This is a genomic window from Flammeovirga sp. OC4, from assembly GCF_000812565.1.
GTDB lineage: Bacteria > Bacteroidota > Bacteroidia > Cytophagales > Flammeovirgaceae > Flammeovirga.
Genome location: NZ_JTAM01000056.1, coordinates 1 through 17,552, shown reverse-complemented (window position 1 = coordinate 17,552; position 17,552 = coordinate 1). Strand labels below are relative to the sequence as shown.

The following is a 17,552-nucleotide window of genomic DNA, read 5'->3' as shown; positions in this document are numbered from 1 at the left end:
GGCACCTGATGTGCACATTTTGGTAAATAGCTAGTTTTTAAGGTATTGTAATATAGAAAATGTGGTTAAATATTAAATAAGTTGAGGTGATTTTGTGCTGGATAGCAAAGAGAAAGTACCCACGTGTACAGATGAGTTACAAATGAACCTGTAAAGTTGTTTTGAATAGGACATACCAATACGGAAATGTTACCCATAGCTACAACTTTGGTTGGTATTTCTAATAATTTGCAACATCAATAGAAATCATCAATCAATTTTTTAAAGACTACTTATTGAAATAAACCTTGTTATTGAACTGATTTGATGATTAATTTAAAAATGTTCCATTCGTTATGGACAAGAAACAAGAAGTATGAAAAAAGTTATTTTATTACTATTAGTATTTTTATCGATACACAGTGCTTATGCACAATATACCGAAACGATGAACCCCAAAGGTTTCACCAAAAACCTAGTGAAAGATTTTGGAGTAAAGCCCAATAAACCCGATTTAAATCAGAGTCAGTCAGTGCAAGATGCTATTGATGCATTAGCAAAGTCAGGGGGTGGTAACTTGGTTATACCTAAAGGAGAATACCTTTTTGGAAATGTATACCTTAAATCCAATATCCATATTTTGGTGGAGTCCGGTACGGTATTAAGACCCTATTGGCCAGAAGGAACAAAGGCTAGTTTGTTTAATTTTTCAGCTAAATTCAGTGCTAAAAATCCTTCTGCTTACATAGAAAATGTAAGTATTAGAGGAGTAAAAGGAAGGTTTGTAGTAGATTATAGCAATCGTATACGTAAAAAGGGAGAGGGCTGTAGAGCAATTATTATCAGCATGGTCAAAAACTTTTTAGTGCAGGATATGGATGTGAAAGACAATTTTACTACTTATTGTGGGATGGTCATCAGTCCAGTAAAACAACATAAAAAATTTACGATTGAGGATACGAAATCATGGAAAATTTCAAGAGCTACGAAAGGGACGGTACGTGATTGTCGACACTTTAACGCAAGTCCTGGCTATGGTTTAGTACAGATTCATGGTGCCGATGGTGTACATTTCGAAAACCTTTATTCATTGGGTGGAGTCACATTAAGATTGGAAACAGGGGCGAACAATCCTCATGTTGGCGTTTTTAATATTACAGGGAAAAATATTTACAATGAAAACGGAAGAAGTGCTTTAATGATGGGACCACACTCTGCTAAAAATGGAAAAGTTGTAGTGGATGGAGTAGTGAGTAAAAGTAGTACTTACGCTGTAAATATTGGTCAAGCTGGTGTAAAACATGATGCACCGGATCAAACACCAGGTCGTTTCTCAAATGATTCGAAGGTGACAAACATTCACGCTATTTTTGGCAAAACTGCTCAGGTGAAAAATCAATCGATTCACTTTGTACCAGAAGAATATTATAATGATTTAAAGTTATGGCCTGATAACAAATTCTTGACAGGACCATCTATTAGTGCTGTAAACAATCATGCAGAGACGTATACCGTCACTGTTGAAAATGTAACAATGGAAGGTTTTAAATATAATAATGATAAAAAGATATTGACAGCAGAAAATGCTCCATCAGGTGATAGATGGAAAATATGGGCAAAATGGAAATCTGATTTCCTTGATGATGCCCACCGTACAAAAAACGCATCGGTAGTGGTGGAATATGAAATTCCTAAGTCAACTTTAAATATTGAATAGGTAGAAAATCATGCTTATTGATTGATGCTAGAAAGTATGTTTATTCTATTGTTTTCAAAAAGCAATAGGATAAATATGCCTAGCAAGAGTTACCTTTCACCATCGAAATAATCTAATATCTTCATTGTTGATGAATGATTTAGTTTCCCTCCCCAAAAAAAAATAATTTCTTGCCCTTTACCTCCTCAAAAACATCAGTTGCTATTACATAAACCTTTATCCAATTAAGTACAAAGTCAAAAATGAATTAGTATTAGATAATTTTGAATTTGTACTTAGTATGTATTACAATTTTTACTACCGTTAAGTAAAATATAAGGTAGGTTGAACGCATCACTCCGTTCATTTATCAAACTGTCTTAATCAATTGTAATCGTACGCTATTAAGCTATAATATAAGATAAGAGCAATACTTTGAAAGCTAAAGTATAACCTCTCTTTTTTAAGATAGGCATCTTAGTGTGATTAAAATGATAATCGACTTCAATCATAAAGGAAAATTATCAACCATTATTTTAAAAGAGAGCGTAGTATAATGAAATGGATTAACAATAGAATTTTATTTCTGCTATTGGTTTGTATGGTGTCAGGTGTACAGGCACAAACATGGCAACAGATGAATAGTTCGAAGAAAGAAGCAATTGAACATTTTAATGAAGATAAGTTTGGGCTTTTTATACATTGGGGCATTTACTCTGTTTGGGGAGGAATGTACAAAGGTCAAAAAATGGATGATATTGTAAGTCCTGAACCTAATGATGCATGTTGGATTCAGGCAAGAGCAAGAATACCTAGAGCAGAATACCAACAATTGATGAAGCAGTTTGACCCTGTTAAGTTTAATGCAGACGAATATGTTGCTCTTATTAAAGAGGCAGGGATGAAATATGTCGTGATTACCTCCAAGCATCATGATGGCTTTGCCCTTTGGGACTCAAAAGTAAGTGACTTTGATATGGGGTCTACGCCTAGCAAAAGAAATTTAGTCAAAGAACTTTATGATGCTTGCCAGCGTCAAGGGGTTGATTTTGGTGTATACTATTCTCATAATATTGATTGGAATGATGCCCATGATTGTAATATCAAAACCTACTGTGATGTGACGGGTGAAGTTTGGCCTGAGCCTGCTGACTTTCAGGGAAAGAAAAGAAGACCAATGGGAGCCAACCTTTGGGACCCAAGTCCAAATACTTTTGATGAATATTTAGTCAATAAGGCTTATCCTCAAGTGAAAGAGCTGTTGGAGATGTTTCCGAATATGAAGTTTATGTGGTATGACTTTGCACATTTTCTGTCTAAAGATCAGAGCTTTAAATTTTATCAATTAGTGTATCAATTAAACCCTAATATCATTGTGACAGATAGAGTAGGTCATGATTTGGGTGATTTTAATATTCCAGGAGATAACAAAATTCCTAACCCTGAAGATATGGGAGGCAAGCACTGGGAAACGGTGGGTACTTTCAATAACTCTTGGGGGTATAAGGAGTATGACAAAGACTTTAAGTCACCTTACGAGCTTATTTATTGGATAACGGCAATTGCTTCGAGAGGAGGTAATTATATGTTGAATATTGGACCAAAAGGTGATGGCTCTATTCCTGCGGAAAGTGTCAACAATTTGAAAGAAATAGGAAAGTGGATGAGCGTCAACGGCAAAGCAATCTATGGAACAAAACAATGGAAAGTAAGTAGAGAAGGAGAAGATGCTCAAAAAATGTTGGGTACTGGACACAGAGCTACTCATGGATTTACAGCAAATTTCACTACATCGGATTTCTGGTTTACTACTAAAGGTAATAAAGTATACGCCATTGCTTTAGAAAGAGGAAAAGAGGCTTTGATTAAAAGTTTTGCAGGAGAAGAAATCAAAGTGGTAAAATTATTAGGGCATTCCAAAAAGCTAAAATGGAAACAAACGGCTGAAGGTCTATCTATTGTATTGCCTAAAAACAAGAACAATCAGATTGGTTACGCGGTAGAAGTAACAATTGAATCATCCCTGTAGGGGCAGGTCCTATGTGACTGCCCATCGAACCACAATAGAAACCATTTTCAAAACATTGATACAAAATGAAAAAAATATTATTTACACTACTAGCATTTTTAGCAGTATTCCAAACGCAAGCCCAAACCTGGGAGCAAATGAATCAATCTAAAAAGGATGCTATAGCACATTTCAATGAAGATAAATTTGGAATGTTTATTCACTGGGGGTTGTATTCTATTCTTGGAGGAATGTATAAAGGACAAAAAATTGATGATATCAAAAGTCCTGATCCAGGTGTGGCAGAGTGGATTCAAGCAAGAGCAAAAATATCAAGAGAAGAATATTCTCAATTGGTGGATCAATTCAATCCTGTAATGTTTGATGCAGATGAATATGTATTATTACTAAAAAATGCAGGAATGAAGTACTTAGTCATTACTTCGAAACATCATGATGGTTTTGCTTTATTTGATTCAAAACATAGTACATTTGATATTGCTTCAACTCCGTTCAAGAGAGATATTATTCAAGAGTTATACGATGCTTGTCAAAGACATGAAATTGATTTTGGAGTGTATTATTCTCATAATATTGATTGGAATGATGCCAATGATTGTAACATCAAAAATTACTTAGACTATACCGGTGAAGTTTGGCCAGAACCAGCAGATTTCAAAGGAGAAAAACGAAGAACAATGGGAGCCAATCTTTGGGATCCATCACCGAATACTTTTGATGATTACCTTTACAACAAGGCGTTCCCTCAAGTAAGAGAATTATTGACAAGGTTCCCCAATATCAAGTTTATGTGGTACGATTTCGCCCACTTCCTAACGAAATACCAAAGTTTTCAATTCTATAAAGCCGTGTACGATATCAACCCGAATGTGATTGTAACGGATAGAGTAGGGCATGGTTTGGGTGATTATAAAATTCCAGGAGACAACAAAATCCCAACGGTGGAGCAGATGGAAGGTAAACCATGGGAAACAGTGGGTACTTTCAATCACTCTTGGGGTTACAAAGAATATGATAACGATTGGAAATCACCCTACGAATTGATCTACTGGCTGACAGCGATTGCTTCTAGAGGTGGAAACTATATGCTGAATATTGGTCCAAAAGGTGATGGGTCTATTCCAGCACAAAATGTAGCCAATTTGAAGGCATTAGGAAAGTGGACATCAGTGAATGGAAAAGCCATTTATGGAACACATAAATGGAAAATCAATCAGGAATCAGAGGAAGCACCAACTGAAAAAGGGTATGGGTTTAAGGAGAAATTTGCGGAGACTGATTTCTGGTTTACCGCGAAGGAAAACAAGGTTTATGCCATTGCTTTGGAAAGAGGAAAAACGGCCCTGATTAAGAGTTTTGCTGGTGAAGAAATCAATGATGTTAAACTTTTGGGTTATAATAATAAGTTAAAGTGGAAGCAGACAGCAGAAGGCTTGTCTGTGGTTTTACCTAAAAATAAGGATAATCAGATTGGTTTTGCTTTAGAAGTTACCTTAACTTCTGATGCAGAGGCTTCATTAAAATAACTTTAAAGTACGATTGTCGATTTCGTCAAATAGAGTTTAAGAAGAACTATTGCATTATAAATAAGCCCTTTCTCTCAAGATTCATTTTTGAGAGAAAGGGCTACTTTTTTGTGAAAAAATCACTTTGCTATGAAATACAGAATTGGAGGTAATTTGACCTACATTTTATCAAACCCATAGATAAAATCAAATTTATCTTTTGAGACTAGAATCATAATATCATTTGATTTATTGATTGTCATATGGTTAAAATTTATATAACTGATTTGGATATCAACTACTTTAGAAGCATCACCTAAAGCATTCATAGGGTGTTTTTGAATAGTGTGCTTACTATCGTTAGATCGGTAAAAGTATTTTTCATCAGGCGAAAAACAAAACTGCCATGAGTAATAACCTAAGTTGTGGTAAACAGAAAAATCATTACTGTTGTAAATACCGTTACTGTAGCCAATGTATTTTCCAGATGTTGAAAACTGCATAGCGTGTGCACTCATATCTATACCTGTATCCACCAATTGATCTGTTTCTTTATCGAGAATATGAAGGTCTTTAGTCCCACGGCTGTAATATAATTTTCCCTCTTTGTCGAGTTTGATATAAGGTGTTTCATTACTATAGTTGACCGGGAATTTTTTTACAATACCTGTTTCTAAATTGAGACGACCGATGAAAGGAGCACCATAGTTTTCTGTAGAATAGGCTGAAAAATACAATTCACCTTTACTTTGCATTTGAACATCAAAAAGGCGATGTGTAGAGAGGTGTCTCTCAAAATCAATGTATTCTATAGCGTAGGAGTCCAAATCCAGCACACCTATTTTTTCTTCTCCACTAATGACAATGTATAACTTGTTGTCAAACAAACACATCCTTTGAAGATTTACACCAATATACTGCTTGTGAATCAGTTTTCTTTGAAAGTCATAAATGTATAAACTGTTGTTGTTTTTAGTAGTAACATAGATTCTTTCGCTTTCACTATCAGTCAAATAACTACGCATCCCTTCATTAATGTTAATTACATTGGACGATGAAATGGTTTTGTTGATGCCTTCTATTTTTGGAAGTCCGGTATTGTGAGGAACAATATCCACTCTATAGGTGTGATTTTTCCCGTATATAATATCAGTATTTGTAAAAGAATTTTGCTCACCACTGATTTTCAATGTGTCAGCAAAGGTATTTTTATAAGAATCATAATTTGACAACAATTCAAAAGAGTAAGGAAGATTTTGAGTATTTTCACTCCATGTGATATGATCGTATTGGGTATCGAATTGAACCTGTGCATCTATTGGGTCAACGATTATCAATTGGAAATCGATAAATAATTGATCGTCAACAGAGGCGCGAATCACACTATTTTGACTTCCTGTTGTGAAGTGTAAATCTTGAGGAATACCGTTGTCTGTGGTAGTGGCAAAAATCGTTTTTTCACCATTCAGTAATGCATCACCTTCTATCACTTCATATTTTACTTTCTCTTTTTTGACCAATTTTCCGTAATGATCTTCTATTTCTATGCCCAACCCATTATTTACATAATCTGTATTTTTCATTAAGATCAAGGTATCTTGATACACGCTTTTTAAAGAAGAATACCTGCTTTCTGTAATCACAAATCTTTTAAATAATGTTCTAAAGGCAGCTTTAGAGTGGATTTCAATAGTTACAGAGTCTGAAGGATTGAGAAAGTAAATTTCATTGGAAGCTACACCATTTGAGTCTGTAGTCACTGTATTACTTACCAATTCCGCATTATCACTTTGTAACTCAAAAGTGATGTCTGCATTGCTGACAGCATGTAAAGTGTCTTTGGTAAACAGTTTGACAATAAGAGGGATTGCTGTAGTACTGTCCACCTTCTGATACGTATCTGGCCTAATGTACCATGAAAGCGTATTCGTATTACTTTGATTGATATTTTCAATTTCTTTTTGGCATGAAAATAAGCAGTTCAATGCCAAAAGGAGGGACAACAGATATTGTTTATTTTTCATTATACTCCAGTTTTATAAGCGACACTATTTGAAACAACAATAACATTAGAGCCACTTTCATCAAAAAAGACCCCATCGATGTGCTCGCTGACGTAACAACCCTTCTGTGATTTAAGGTTGAAAGAAGGAACATCGATAAAGTAAAATTGGCTTCGATTGGCAAAAAGTAGTGTTTGTAGATCTTTAGTTACACCAATACAGGAAGCATAATAATCTTGATGATAAATTGGGGTGAGAGTATTGAGTGTATGTACCTCTCCATTGGTATTATAGATTCTATTCATTTGAGGATGGTACAATGAATTGCTGTTAAAAAACTTACTATATTTTGAAGAATTGAGCTTCCCTTTTTTCTCTGTTAATAGTGTACCCAAAAACCTGTAAGAATAGCTTTCATATCCAGCCATTTTGAGGTAAACGTATTCATCGTCCTCTGCACAAAGTTCTGCCACATATTCATTACCTTTTCCGTAAATATTACGACCGGAAAAGGTACCCAATTGAGCATCATAATAATAGTAGGCAAAAAGGCTTTTCTCTTCTTTAAAGAAAACGTATACATCACCAGAGGCCACTCCATAAGCATATTCAAATGTTCCTTGGTTTTCACCTAAAAAATCAGAGAATTTGAGTTCTTTTAAAATTGAATTACTCACGGCATCATATACCAGCAGTGAATTTTCTGTTCTGACCAAAAACTGCGTTTTCAATGAAGTCTGATAAGCATCTACAATCTGCCTGTTAAATTGGAATTCTTGATGTACTTTGAATTCATCAATATCCCAAACGAGCATTTTTTGAGCGTCTTTATCAAAGCTGTAAAAGTGTTTATAATCATACAACTTAAACACTTTACCCACATGATGGCTTACAGTAGGAGTAATCAGATCTTTAACCCAATAACTTGTAAAAGCGTTGTCTTTATTTTTTAAGTTAAGCGTAGCATTATAAGTATATTTTTTTCCTATTACCACAGGTGAAGTATCCTTGACGCTTGTAATGTTCTGATCAAAGATTTCTGCAATCACCACCCCATCGTTTCTTTTTATAGTAAACGATTTGAAATTTTCTCCCTCATACTTATCCCAGGAGATAACAACTTTACCTTCAGATAGATGAGATGTAAGATTAGGGAAATGACCACCAAATAATGTAAAAGTGACGGTATCAGAATGATCACTAAAAGCTTCAATAAAATTACCATGGAAAGAAGAGCCACTCAAACTTGCTATTCCTTCTTCATCCGTTGTTTTTTCGGATATGATTTTATCACTTCCTTTTGTCTTGAAATAGACTTTCTGACGGTCTATAGGATTATTATATTGGTCTTTCAGTACCACTCTAAGTGCCCCTCTGTAATGAGCACTAGAATGATAATTTTGATAATTACCTTCTAGAATACTCATCTTTGAATTATTAATATTCCCCTTTGTTCTAAAATACAGCTCGTAATCTATATCTTTCATTTTTAGATACTGAGGTATGCTCAACATTAGTCTAAGCGTATCAAGCTGATCGGAGAAACGGATACCGAAATGACCTATTCCTTCCTCATTGGTTTTAAAAGAACTATTGAGTAGGTGAGCATGTCCCTGTTTTTGCTCGACGACCACGTAACAATTTTTTACAGGGTTTTCAAGAGAGTCCACTACTTTAAAAATCATGGAATCAACTGTTGAATTAGCATAGTACCCTGGATTGAACTTTGAAACCATGATAATCCGATCAGGGAGTTGTACTGCACCATCAATAGTATATTCTTTTATGTTGCAGGACCATAGCATACAGACCATACTGAGGCTGTAAAGCAGTCGTTGATAATAGATGTTTGTTTGCATTATTTTTTTATGATTTTGAAAGCCTTTTTATTTCCTTTTTCATCAAATAGGTAGAGGATGTATAACCCTTTTTTTAATGTGGAAAGATTAGCTTGGTAAAGTGAATTGGTAATGGTTTGTTGCTCTTTTAGTAAACGACCTTCAGTGGTGTAGACACTGAAAGATTTACCGTCTGCGTTTTTTATCGTTAATAAATTGGTGACTTCTGTTGGGTAAACCACCACTTCTTTTTGCCATTTTTGATCCATAGAAAGCACTATATTTCCAATACGATACGATTGATTATCTTTTATATAGCCAGTGACTATTTCATCTTCGTCATTGTAGTAATTATGCTCTGATGAATTTAGTTTTACTTTCAGTCCTGTATTATTATAAAAGGCATAATGCCCCACAAATTTGACGGAAGTAGGAAGTAGGTAATCATCTCTCTTATAGATAAGATTGGAAGCAAAAGCGTTTCGACCTATGTGCGTATATTCGTTGGGTCTAATTGAAGTAAGTTGGTTGTTGTAAAACGCAAAATCTCCTATGTAAGTCAAAATCTCAGCGTATTCAAAATCTCGAATTTCTTTACCCTCAAATACTCCTTCACCCTTTCTTTTATCAGCAATACCAGTGATATTTTGTCCATGTAAGTAAGGAGGAATCGAGAGAATGTGAACCTTAGGAAGGTCGCCACAAGAAGTGATTTTACCATCTTCTACCGTGATATCGTCCTCCTTTAAAGTATATCTTGAAACCGCTTCTAAAGAAAATGAATGTGTAATATAAATTCCAGCACTGTAAGTATTATAGATACTTTTCCAATGTGAAAAATGGGGGATATCACTTTTTGGAAGTTTAAACTCTTGACTAGGATTCCAGTTAAATGCTTCTCTACCAATGAAAGTGATTTTATTATTTAAAGTGATATGAACGAGGTCATTATTTCTAAAAGAACCTTCTCCAATTGTTATTATATTTTCAGGTAGAGCTAAAGTAGTGAGGTTGTTTGATGCGAAAGCATGTTCACCGATTTCGACCAGATTTTCTGACCAAACCACTTCTTGAATAGCATTCCAACCAAATCCATAACTACCAATAGAAGTCAGTTCTTCATTGAGCGTCAACGATTGAATTTTTTTATTATAAAATGCACGATCTCCAACTCTTGTAATTTTCTGACCGTTGATTTCAGATGGGATTACCAAGTGCTCAATGCTTTCCAAAGTTGTACTGATTATTTCTCCGTTGACCACCACCGTATTTTCTGCATTTAGGCTTTGCTTGAATTTTGCTTGATAAAGACCTCTGTTATTTTCAGCCTCCTCAACTTTTATTTCTTCCCCATTTTGAATTGTATACCATCCATTAAAGTTGGGGTTTTCTTCAAAAGTAGGGAGCGGAATAGGAAAACGATGAAGGTCTTCGAATGGAGAATTCTGTAAATCAAGTGTAGTGATACTTGTTGTCGAAAAGTCGATATGAAGTTCTTCAGCACATCGGAATATACTTTGATGGAGTACTTCTAAAGTAGAGTTAGGTTGAAAAGTGGTAATAGGTGTACCCATAAAACACTTCTGACCAAGTGTTCTCACATGCTCAGGTAAAATAATTGTTGTAATAGTATTGTCAGCAAAAGCATAGTCCTTAATTTCCTTTAGGTTTTTAGGGAGTTGAATCTCTGAAATGTTATTTTCCGAAAAGGCATGTTCGCCAATCACTTCTATGCTGTCAGATAATAGCAGCTGATCAATATTTTTATTTCTGAAAACACCTGTTATGTCAGTACCTCCAATAGCTTTTACGGTGTCAGTTCCAATAAAATCAGGAATAATGATATTGTTAGAAACCAAAATTGAAGTGACCTCTACAATCGTATTATTCTCCATTACCACATCTTTGGGTTGTAGCGTATACCAGTTTTCTATGATGTGGAAATAAGGACCAAAATCAGTGATAGGAGAAGGGGTAGACCATTGTAATCCCTCTTCATTTTCGGGAAGAAGAAGTTCTTGAATTTCGTTTTCATAAAAGGCACTCTCTCCTACAAATCTCAAAGAAGAGGGAAGTGTTACTTCTTGCAAAAGGTTATTTCTAAAAGCATTTTTTCCAATCGTTTTTAAACCCGAAGGAAGTTGAAGATGTTTGATGGTGTTGTCGGAAAATTCATCAGCACCAATTTCTATCAAATACTTTGGTAATTGTACATTGATTAAACCTTTATTTTTAAACAGCAAACCATTTTCTGAGGTGTTGATATAATGTATTTCCACACCGTTTACGCTTTCTGGGAAAACAAGATATTTTGCAGTGGTACTAGTAGGAAGTGTTTTGCTGAGATTGACCAATGTATTACCTTCCATCACTATGTTTTCCTCTGGAATGATATAATCCGTAGTGGCAAAATGCTCGTAATAATGATATTTTATTTCAGTAACTATTTTACCATAACCATTTCTCCACTCATAGTATCCCGTACCCTCAAGATCGGGTAATGGAATTGTACTCAAAGGATTGTCGTCAAAAGCCTTCCAACCAATATGACGAATCGTTTGAGGGAGCGTAACAGAAGAAAGGTTATTGTCTCTGAAACTCTCCTTTCCAATATATTCCAGCCCTTCGGGTAGAATGATTTCAGTAATATCTTTTCCTTGAAATACGCCCTTCTCTTCATTTTCAATTCTTTTGATGGCTTCACCGTTGATGGCAGAAGGGATAGTTACCTTATCGTAACCATTAGGAATAAAAACCGTGTGAAGTGTTCCATTTTCAACTATACAATTTTGATAAGTGAGTGTGATGGATTGTTGTGCATATCCGGTAGGAATAATAAGAAACAACAATAGAGTTTGAATAATGTATTTCATATTATCTTTTAATAATTTTTTTAGTAGTCACTTGATGATCCAATTGTAATTGCAAAAGGTAGACTCCGGCAGGGAGTGTTGGAGACAATTGTACCTTTGATGTAGTGGTTTGTTCCTTATAAATTACCTTTCCTGTAGTGGTGATAATACTGATCTGAGTTCCAATAGGGATGTTGCTGATGGTGAGCACATCGCTCATAGGGTTGGGGAAGATACGAGTATGAACATAAGGGTTTTCAAGATTGGTAACTACATTTTCTCTTTCCCTCTCTTTGTCCAATGAATAAGAAGCATAGAAATCAATGATCTCGAAGTCGCTCTTCAAGGTGTCTGATTGATTAACAACCCAAACCAACGAGTCTTCAGTTGGCGTAGGTAATATCATGGATTCTAAATGATTTCCTATAAATGCACCACGACCAATAGAAGTGATGGAGTGAGGTAAAATCACCGATTCAATTAGATTATTTTTAAACGTTTCTAAGCCAATTTGCTTCAAAGTAGAAGGGAATTGAATAGTGTCTATTTCATTATTTTGAAATGCATTTGATTCAATAGTCTCAATACCTTCTTCAAAAACTACCCCTCTTATATTTCTATTACTCATGTTATAATGAAAATGAGTAAGGGTAGAGTCTCCTATCACTGGAGGAATAATATAATATCTGACTGGTCGATGTGCCCCAAGTGAAACAAACAGGTTGCCATTATCATATAATTTTGTATTTTCTTCATCAAGCTGTACCCAGTTTATGGCATAAATTTTCATATTGTCATTGACACCAACTGTGAGGCTTTCTTTACTATAAAAGTAATTTTTCCAAAAGTCGCCATCTTCATGATACCATTCCACAAAATCATCATCACCCTCTTTAGAGGGTAGCTGAAAGGAACTCATATTATTTTTTGCAAAAGCATTGACTCCTATGTATTTAATAGAAGTTGGTAACTCAAGGTTAGATAGTTGGTTATCATAAAAAGCACGTTCTTCAATGTTTTCTATCCCTTCATTGAGTGTTACTTTTTCAATTTTATTTTCTTTAAAAGCACCATAACCCAAAAACTTCAAATTTGAAGGGAAAATCACCTCTTTTATTTCATTTTTTTCGAATGCATAATGATCAATAGATCTTAGTTTTTCATTGAAAATCACTTTTTCTAAACTACTCCCCCTAAATGATTCATATCCAATCATCTCTAAGTTTTCTGGAGCATTAAATTCTTTGAAATGACAATAATCAAAAGCCCTTCTCTCTATCCTTTTAAGACTTTTAGGAAGTACAATTTTATTTAGACCTCTGAAAAAATCACCAATAAATTCATATCCCTCTTCCAGTTCAATGACTAGGAACTCGTCATATCTGGAATTTCGGTTTTGAAGTAAAATACCGCTTATGGGTTGATCATTGATAGTTTGAGGAAATATGAGGTACCTCATACCTGATAAATTGGAGGAGTTGAGGTCTACAATCGTATCATTTTGCAATACTACATCTTCAGGCTTTAATCTGTATTTATATACTGTACTTATTTCACTTTCTAAATACTCTTCTGTACTTACGTCTCCTTCCAATTGATCTCCTTCAAGTGTGAGCCATCCAAAGAAATTTTCATCTTCAATTTTGGGGAGTCGTACCGTTATGTTATCATTCTTCATAAAACACCCCCTACCTAATTGTTGTATTGTTTTTGGGAGAATAACAGAGGTAAGATGATTGTATGCAAAGCAATTGTACGGTAAAACTTTTATGCCTTCTTCAATGATGACATTTTGGATCTGATTAAACCTAAATAGAGAACTCCCTTCAGCAGTGAATTCTTTAGGGATCAGCAAGTCGGTGATTTCATTGTACTGAAAAGCATAACGACCATACTCCAGGTTTTCATTTCTTGGAAGCTTTACTTTTGTGATTTTATTATATTCAAAGGCAGCTTCTGATAACAACTCAAGGCTATCAGGTAGTAGGACTTCTGTAATGTTGTTGTATTTAAATGAGTGGTATCCAATTGTTTTTAAGCTGTCTGGAAATGATATCGTTGTAATTTCATTATTGTAAAAAGCATTTTTATCTACTATACGTAGGCTATCAGGCAAGTCTACAAAACGAATGTTATTCCTTTCAAAAGCATACATTCCAATACTACGTAATGCCTTGGGAAACAGTATACCTTCTATTTTTTTATCACGAAATGTATAAGAACTGATGTGTTCTACCAAAGTACCATCAAGATAGTCGGGAATTGAAATATAACCGTTTTCTAAAGTAAAGTCGCTAGAAAGTCGCCTAAGCGTATTGCCTTCCATTTCTACCATTTCATCCGTGAGTACTTGTCCCAATATGCACTTTAAGTCACTTGTTAAATCAAAAACGGTGTCAGCTGAAGTGTAAATCTTTTCTTTTGAAGAAGGCAGATAGCCGTAAAAGTTAGTATTACTTTGCTCAGTAGGTAGAATGTAATACTCCAGCTTATTGTTTGAAAAAGCATGGCTCCCAATGGAATCAATGGCAGTGGGGATATTGATACTTTTTAGATGATTATTGAGAAATGCACCCTCTCCAATTTTTGTAATGTTGTCATTTAAATTGACCTTCAAAAGGTGGTTGTGGGAGAAACTATAATCCCCAATCTCTAAAATACTTTCAGGAAAATGAATTGAAATTATATTCTTATTATTCAATGCTTCATGACCGATTTTCTGTACCTCCTGTTGATCAAGTTGCTCAGGAATAATAATCGAATTAAAACCATTGGGAACATGTACTTCCACAAGTTGATTTTCCTCCATGACCACATCTTCATCTGTCAATGTATAGGAGAATAGAGCATAAAAGCATTTTGATGTAGAGGTTTGCTGTAAAACAGTTATTTCTTCCTGGTCTTCATTCATCCAACCCTCAAATCCTGAAGAAGAATGATCAAATAATTGAATAGAACATCCATCATCAAAAGCATTTTTACCAATCAAGCGGAGGCCCTCAGGAATAGAAACCCATGTAATAGGATTGTCTTTAAAGGCTCCTTCACCTAAAGAGATGATACTAGAAAGGTCATCAAGTGCTTGAATGGTATTAGCTTCAAAAGCATAATTACCCACTTTTACGAGTGAAGTAGGAAAGGAAACAGATTGGATACCTTTGTTATAAAAAACACCTTGCCTTTCCGGTAAATTGGCAATACCTGTTACCGTTTCATTATTCAATATTTCGGGGATAATGATATCTTTTATTTCAAAAGAATAAGTACAAGACTGAATGACACCATTGGCCATTGTCACATCTTTATCTTGAAGCGTATACGTTTGTCCAAAAACGGCTAACGGACCACTTATCAGAAGTATAAATAATAGTTTGAAATTCATTGTAGTAGTTGGTCAGTACGTTTATTTCAGTTTGCTGGATAGTCTTCCATATTGAGTGGGATGAAAATAACTTTCTCCGTAAGAGAAAATCGTGATATTTCGAGTACCATAAGGACTTAGTCGTATGGCATCAAAATCATAGAGAGAATGGAAAGTTTGAGTATTCAAGTCGAAATAACTGACATAAAACTTATCATTTCTCTCGTATTGGAACAGGATTCGGTCATTGTCTAAGAAGGCATTATCAACGATATAATTAGGGTACACTCCAAAGTGGCTTTCAACCCAACTAACTTCCAATGTGGTAAGGTCAATAATTTTGACAGCAGCTTCATAACCGTTGAGCTTCGTTTTGTAACCAAGTATATAGGCTTTACCTTCTACAACAAAAGTCTTAATCACATCAAAGTCTTCTTCCTGCGGTGTAGTAGTGTGTTTACTCCAAGTTTTATCGTTGAAATCATAAATGTAAAAGTCATTACTGTAATTTATGACACTATTATCACCGTTAGTTTTTCCATCACCTAGGAAAAGGTAGTCATCAGTAACAAAAAAGCTTTTGAAGGTAGAAGTTTCATCAAAATCAAAACTGATGAAATCTTGCCACTCATCTAAATTGAAATTAAAATAATCAATTCGCCCTTCCGTATACTTATACAATCTTTGATTGTGATAACTGACCAATTGTTGATCACTGACAGTAGAAGTATTATTGACCTTTTCTGTTTTTATGCTTTTTTCTTTATCATCAAACTGATAGATGTTCCAACCTGAATTAAAAAATACCTTTCCGTCTTTAAGAAATGAAGCATACCTTTTACTCAAGCTCACGGGGTTACTATTTTCATAATTGAATTCAGAGTTGATATAAATATCTTTGGCAATGACCTCAGAATAAAGGTCATTCATGATGGTAACATCAATTTTGCGGTTAGGAAACGGCTTTTCCGGTAATTCTATAGTGATGGAATTAGGTGTTTTGATCACATCAAAGAGGGATATTTGATGTTCATTGAGGAATAGGGAATACCTTGGATTGTATTCTCTTAAATATTCACTGAAAATCGTTATTGTAAAGGGCACTTCATTGTTGACTACAACAGAATCGATAGGAGGTGTCTTAATTTTGATACTAGGAATGTCTAGTTCGTATAAATCATCAACCTTCAATCGGGGTTTGATTTCTGTAAAGTCTGACTGTCGTATCTTAAATTTGAAAGAGTTTGGAGTGACATCAAATACCGTAGGGTACTTTTCATTAATAATAGACATACTATCATTAAAGTAGTGACCAAATACGGTGACCGTATCCCCATAGCATGCACTTCTTTTATCAGTACCCGTTACTTTGGCGTATTTATAATGGATTTCATTAGGAAGGTATACAGTGGTAGAATCAGGAAAATTGGTACGCTCAATTTTGAAGTATTTAGAACTGTGGTCATTTAGATAATCCCATTTAGATAAAACAATATGAAGAACGTCGGTAGAATCGAAGTAGGTTTCCAATGCTTTTTTCCATTCCAAATTATTCTGACTTCTCCAGTAGGCTTCTATTTCTCTATCATAAACATTCTTTGCTTGTATTTTGATCGTATCTCTTACATTGATAGAGTCAGGTAACGCCTCCATTTCAAATTCCATTTGAGGAAGGTCATTGATGTTGAAATAATACGTATCACCCAATGTTTCCCCTTTTTGAGATTCGAACTTTGCACGATATTCAAAGTAGTGGATGGGATTAAAACTTTTCCATTTAAAGAAAAATAAATTGTCAGCAATACTATCAGCTATATAGACAGAGTACTGATCATTTGTTTGGACCAAAAAACTATAAAATTTTGGATGGGTAGTAATAGTTTCATGATTATCGCCTATTAAAAGCACATCTCCATTTTCTTTTATAATTGGTTCTAATGTTGAAATTTTGATAGTAATATTATCATCCTCTTTTTCCTGTGCACAAGAGAAAAAGAACAATAAGGGCATGATTACTACCCAAAGGTTGAGTCTATTCATTGTTTACTTTAAAAAATTATGTCTTATAACATATTGTCAGAGTCAAGTTAAAATTATATAATATTAATTAGTAATCATAATACCGTTAGGTGAATAAGCTATAACAAAAAGTACAATTTATATTTTTTGTATTATGAAGTAAATTTTTGGGTAAATTAATGTGCTGTAATCGAATCAGATGAAAATAACAGCGCCTTATGTATGATTGATTAGGTACATGGTAAACTAAGTTTTCGAATATTTAAAGTG

8 protein-coding genes are annotated in these 17,552 nt (G+C 34.5%); 3 read left to right on the top strand and 5 right to left on the bottom strand.

Going from position 1 to position 17,552, the window contains the following annotated elements; translation table 11 throughout:
• Positions 1–355: 355 nt before the first annotated feature.
• The 3 genes from PL77_RS22370 to PL77_RS22360 all read left to right on the top strand — a co-directional run bounded on the left by PL77_RS22370 (position 356) and on the right by PL77_RS22360 (position 5,230).
• On the top strand, positions 356–1,696 hold the full coding sequence (locus PL77_RS22370) for a hypothetical protein (RefSeq protein WP_044210488.1): 1,341 nt from the start codon (positions 356–358) through the stop codon (positions 1,694–1,696).
• Between the two features lie 535 nt (positions 1,697–2,231).
• On the top strand, positions 2,232–3,704 hold the full coding sequence (locus tag PL77_RS22365; protein WP_082026686.1) for an alpha-L-fucosidase: 1,473 nt from the start codon (positions 2,232–2,234) through the stop codon (positions 3,702–3,704).
• 65 nt (positions 3,705–3,769) lie between these two features.
• A complete protein-coding gene (locus tag PL77_RS22360; protein ID WP_052444643.1) occupies positions 3,770–5,230 on the top strand; it encodes an alpha-L-fucosidase in 1,461 nt (486 codons plus the stop codon).
• Positions 5,231–5,388: 158 nt separating this feature from the next.
• Here the strand turns inward: PL77_RS22360 and PL77_RS22355 are convergent, their stop codons facing one another.
• From PL77_RS22355 to PL77_RS22335, 5 genes are read right to left on the bottom strand one after another with little or no spacing between them, the layout of a single operon-like run.
• A complete protein-coding gene (locus tag PL77_RS22355; RefSeq protein ID WP_044210486.1) occupies positions 5,389–7,233 on the bottom strand; it encodes an Ig-like domain-containing protein in 1,845 nt (614 codons plus the stop codon).
• Positions 7,233–9,071 (bottom strand): Ig-like domain-containing protein, encoded by a 1,839-nt coding sequence (locus PL77_RS22350; RefSeq protein ID WP_156152491.1) that lies wholly within the window; start codon positions 9,069–9,071, stop codon positions 7,233–7,235. Before PL77_RS22350 ends, PL77_RS22355 begins: the two co-directional genes overlap by 1 nt.
• Positions 9,071–11,923, bottom strand: a complete 2,853-nt coding sequence (locus PL77_RS22345; RefSeq protein ID WP_044210483.1) for a leucine-rich repeat protein — start codon at positions 11,921–11,923, stop codon at positions 9,071–9,073. Before PL77_RS22345 ends, PL77_RS22350 begins: the two co-directional genes overlap by 1 nt.
• A 1-nt stretch (position 11,924) precedes the next feature.
• Complete coding sequence (locus PL77_RS22340) at positions 11,925–15,284, bottom strand: leucine-rich repeat protein (protein ID WP_044210480.1); 3,360 nt, start codon at positions 15,282–15,284, stop codon at positions 11,925–11,927.
• A 21-nt stretch (positions 15,285–15,305) separates the two neighbouring features.
• A complete protein-coding gene (locus PL77_RS22335; RefSeq protein WP_044210478.1) occupies positions 15,306–17,303 on the bottom strand; it encodes a hypothetical protein in 1,998 nt (665 codons plus the stop codon).
• Between the last annotated feature and the right edge of the window lie 249 nt (positions 17,304–17,552).

Coding starts and splice junctions, on each gene's coding strand:
- PL77_RS22360 (WP_052444643.1), top strand. CDS start 3,770: ATGAAAAAAATATTATTTACACTACTAGCATTTTTAGCAGTATTCCAA.
- PL77_RS22345 (WP_044210483.1), bottom strand. CDS start 11,923: ATGAAATACATTATTCAAACTCTATTGTTGTTTCTTATTATTCCTACC.
- PL77_RS22335 (WP_044210478.1), bottom strand. CDS start 17,303: ATGAATAGACTCAACCTTTGGGTAGTAATCATGCCCTTATTGTTCTTT.
- PL77_RS22370 (WP_044210488.1), top strand. CDS start 356: ATGAAAAAAGTTATTTTATTACTATTAGTATTTTTATCGATACACAGT.
- PL77_RS22350 (WP_156152491.1), bottom strand. CDS start 9,071: ATGCAAACAAACATCTATTATCAACGACTGCTTTACAGCCTCAGTATG.
- PL77_RS22355 (WP_044210486.1), bottom strand. CDS start 7,233: ATGAAAAATAAACAATATCTGTTGTCCCTCCTTTTGGCATTGAACTGC.
- PL77_RS22340 (WP_044210480.1), bottom strand. CDS start 15,284: ATGAATTTCAAACTATTATTTATACTTCTGATAAGTGGTCCGTTAGCC.
- PL77_RS22365 (WP_082026686.1), top strand. CDS start 2,232: ATGAAATGGATTAACAATAGAATTTTATTTCTGCTATTGGTTTGTATG.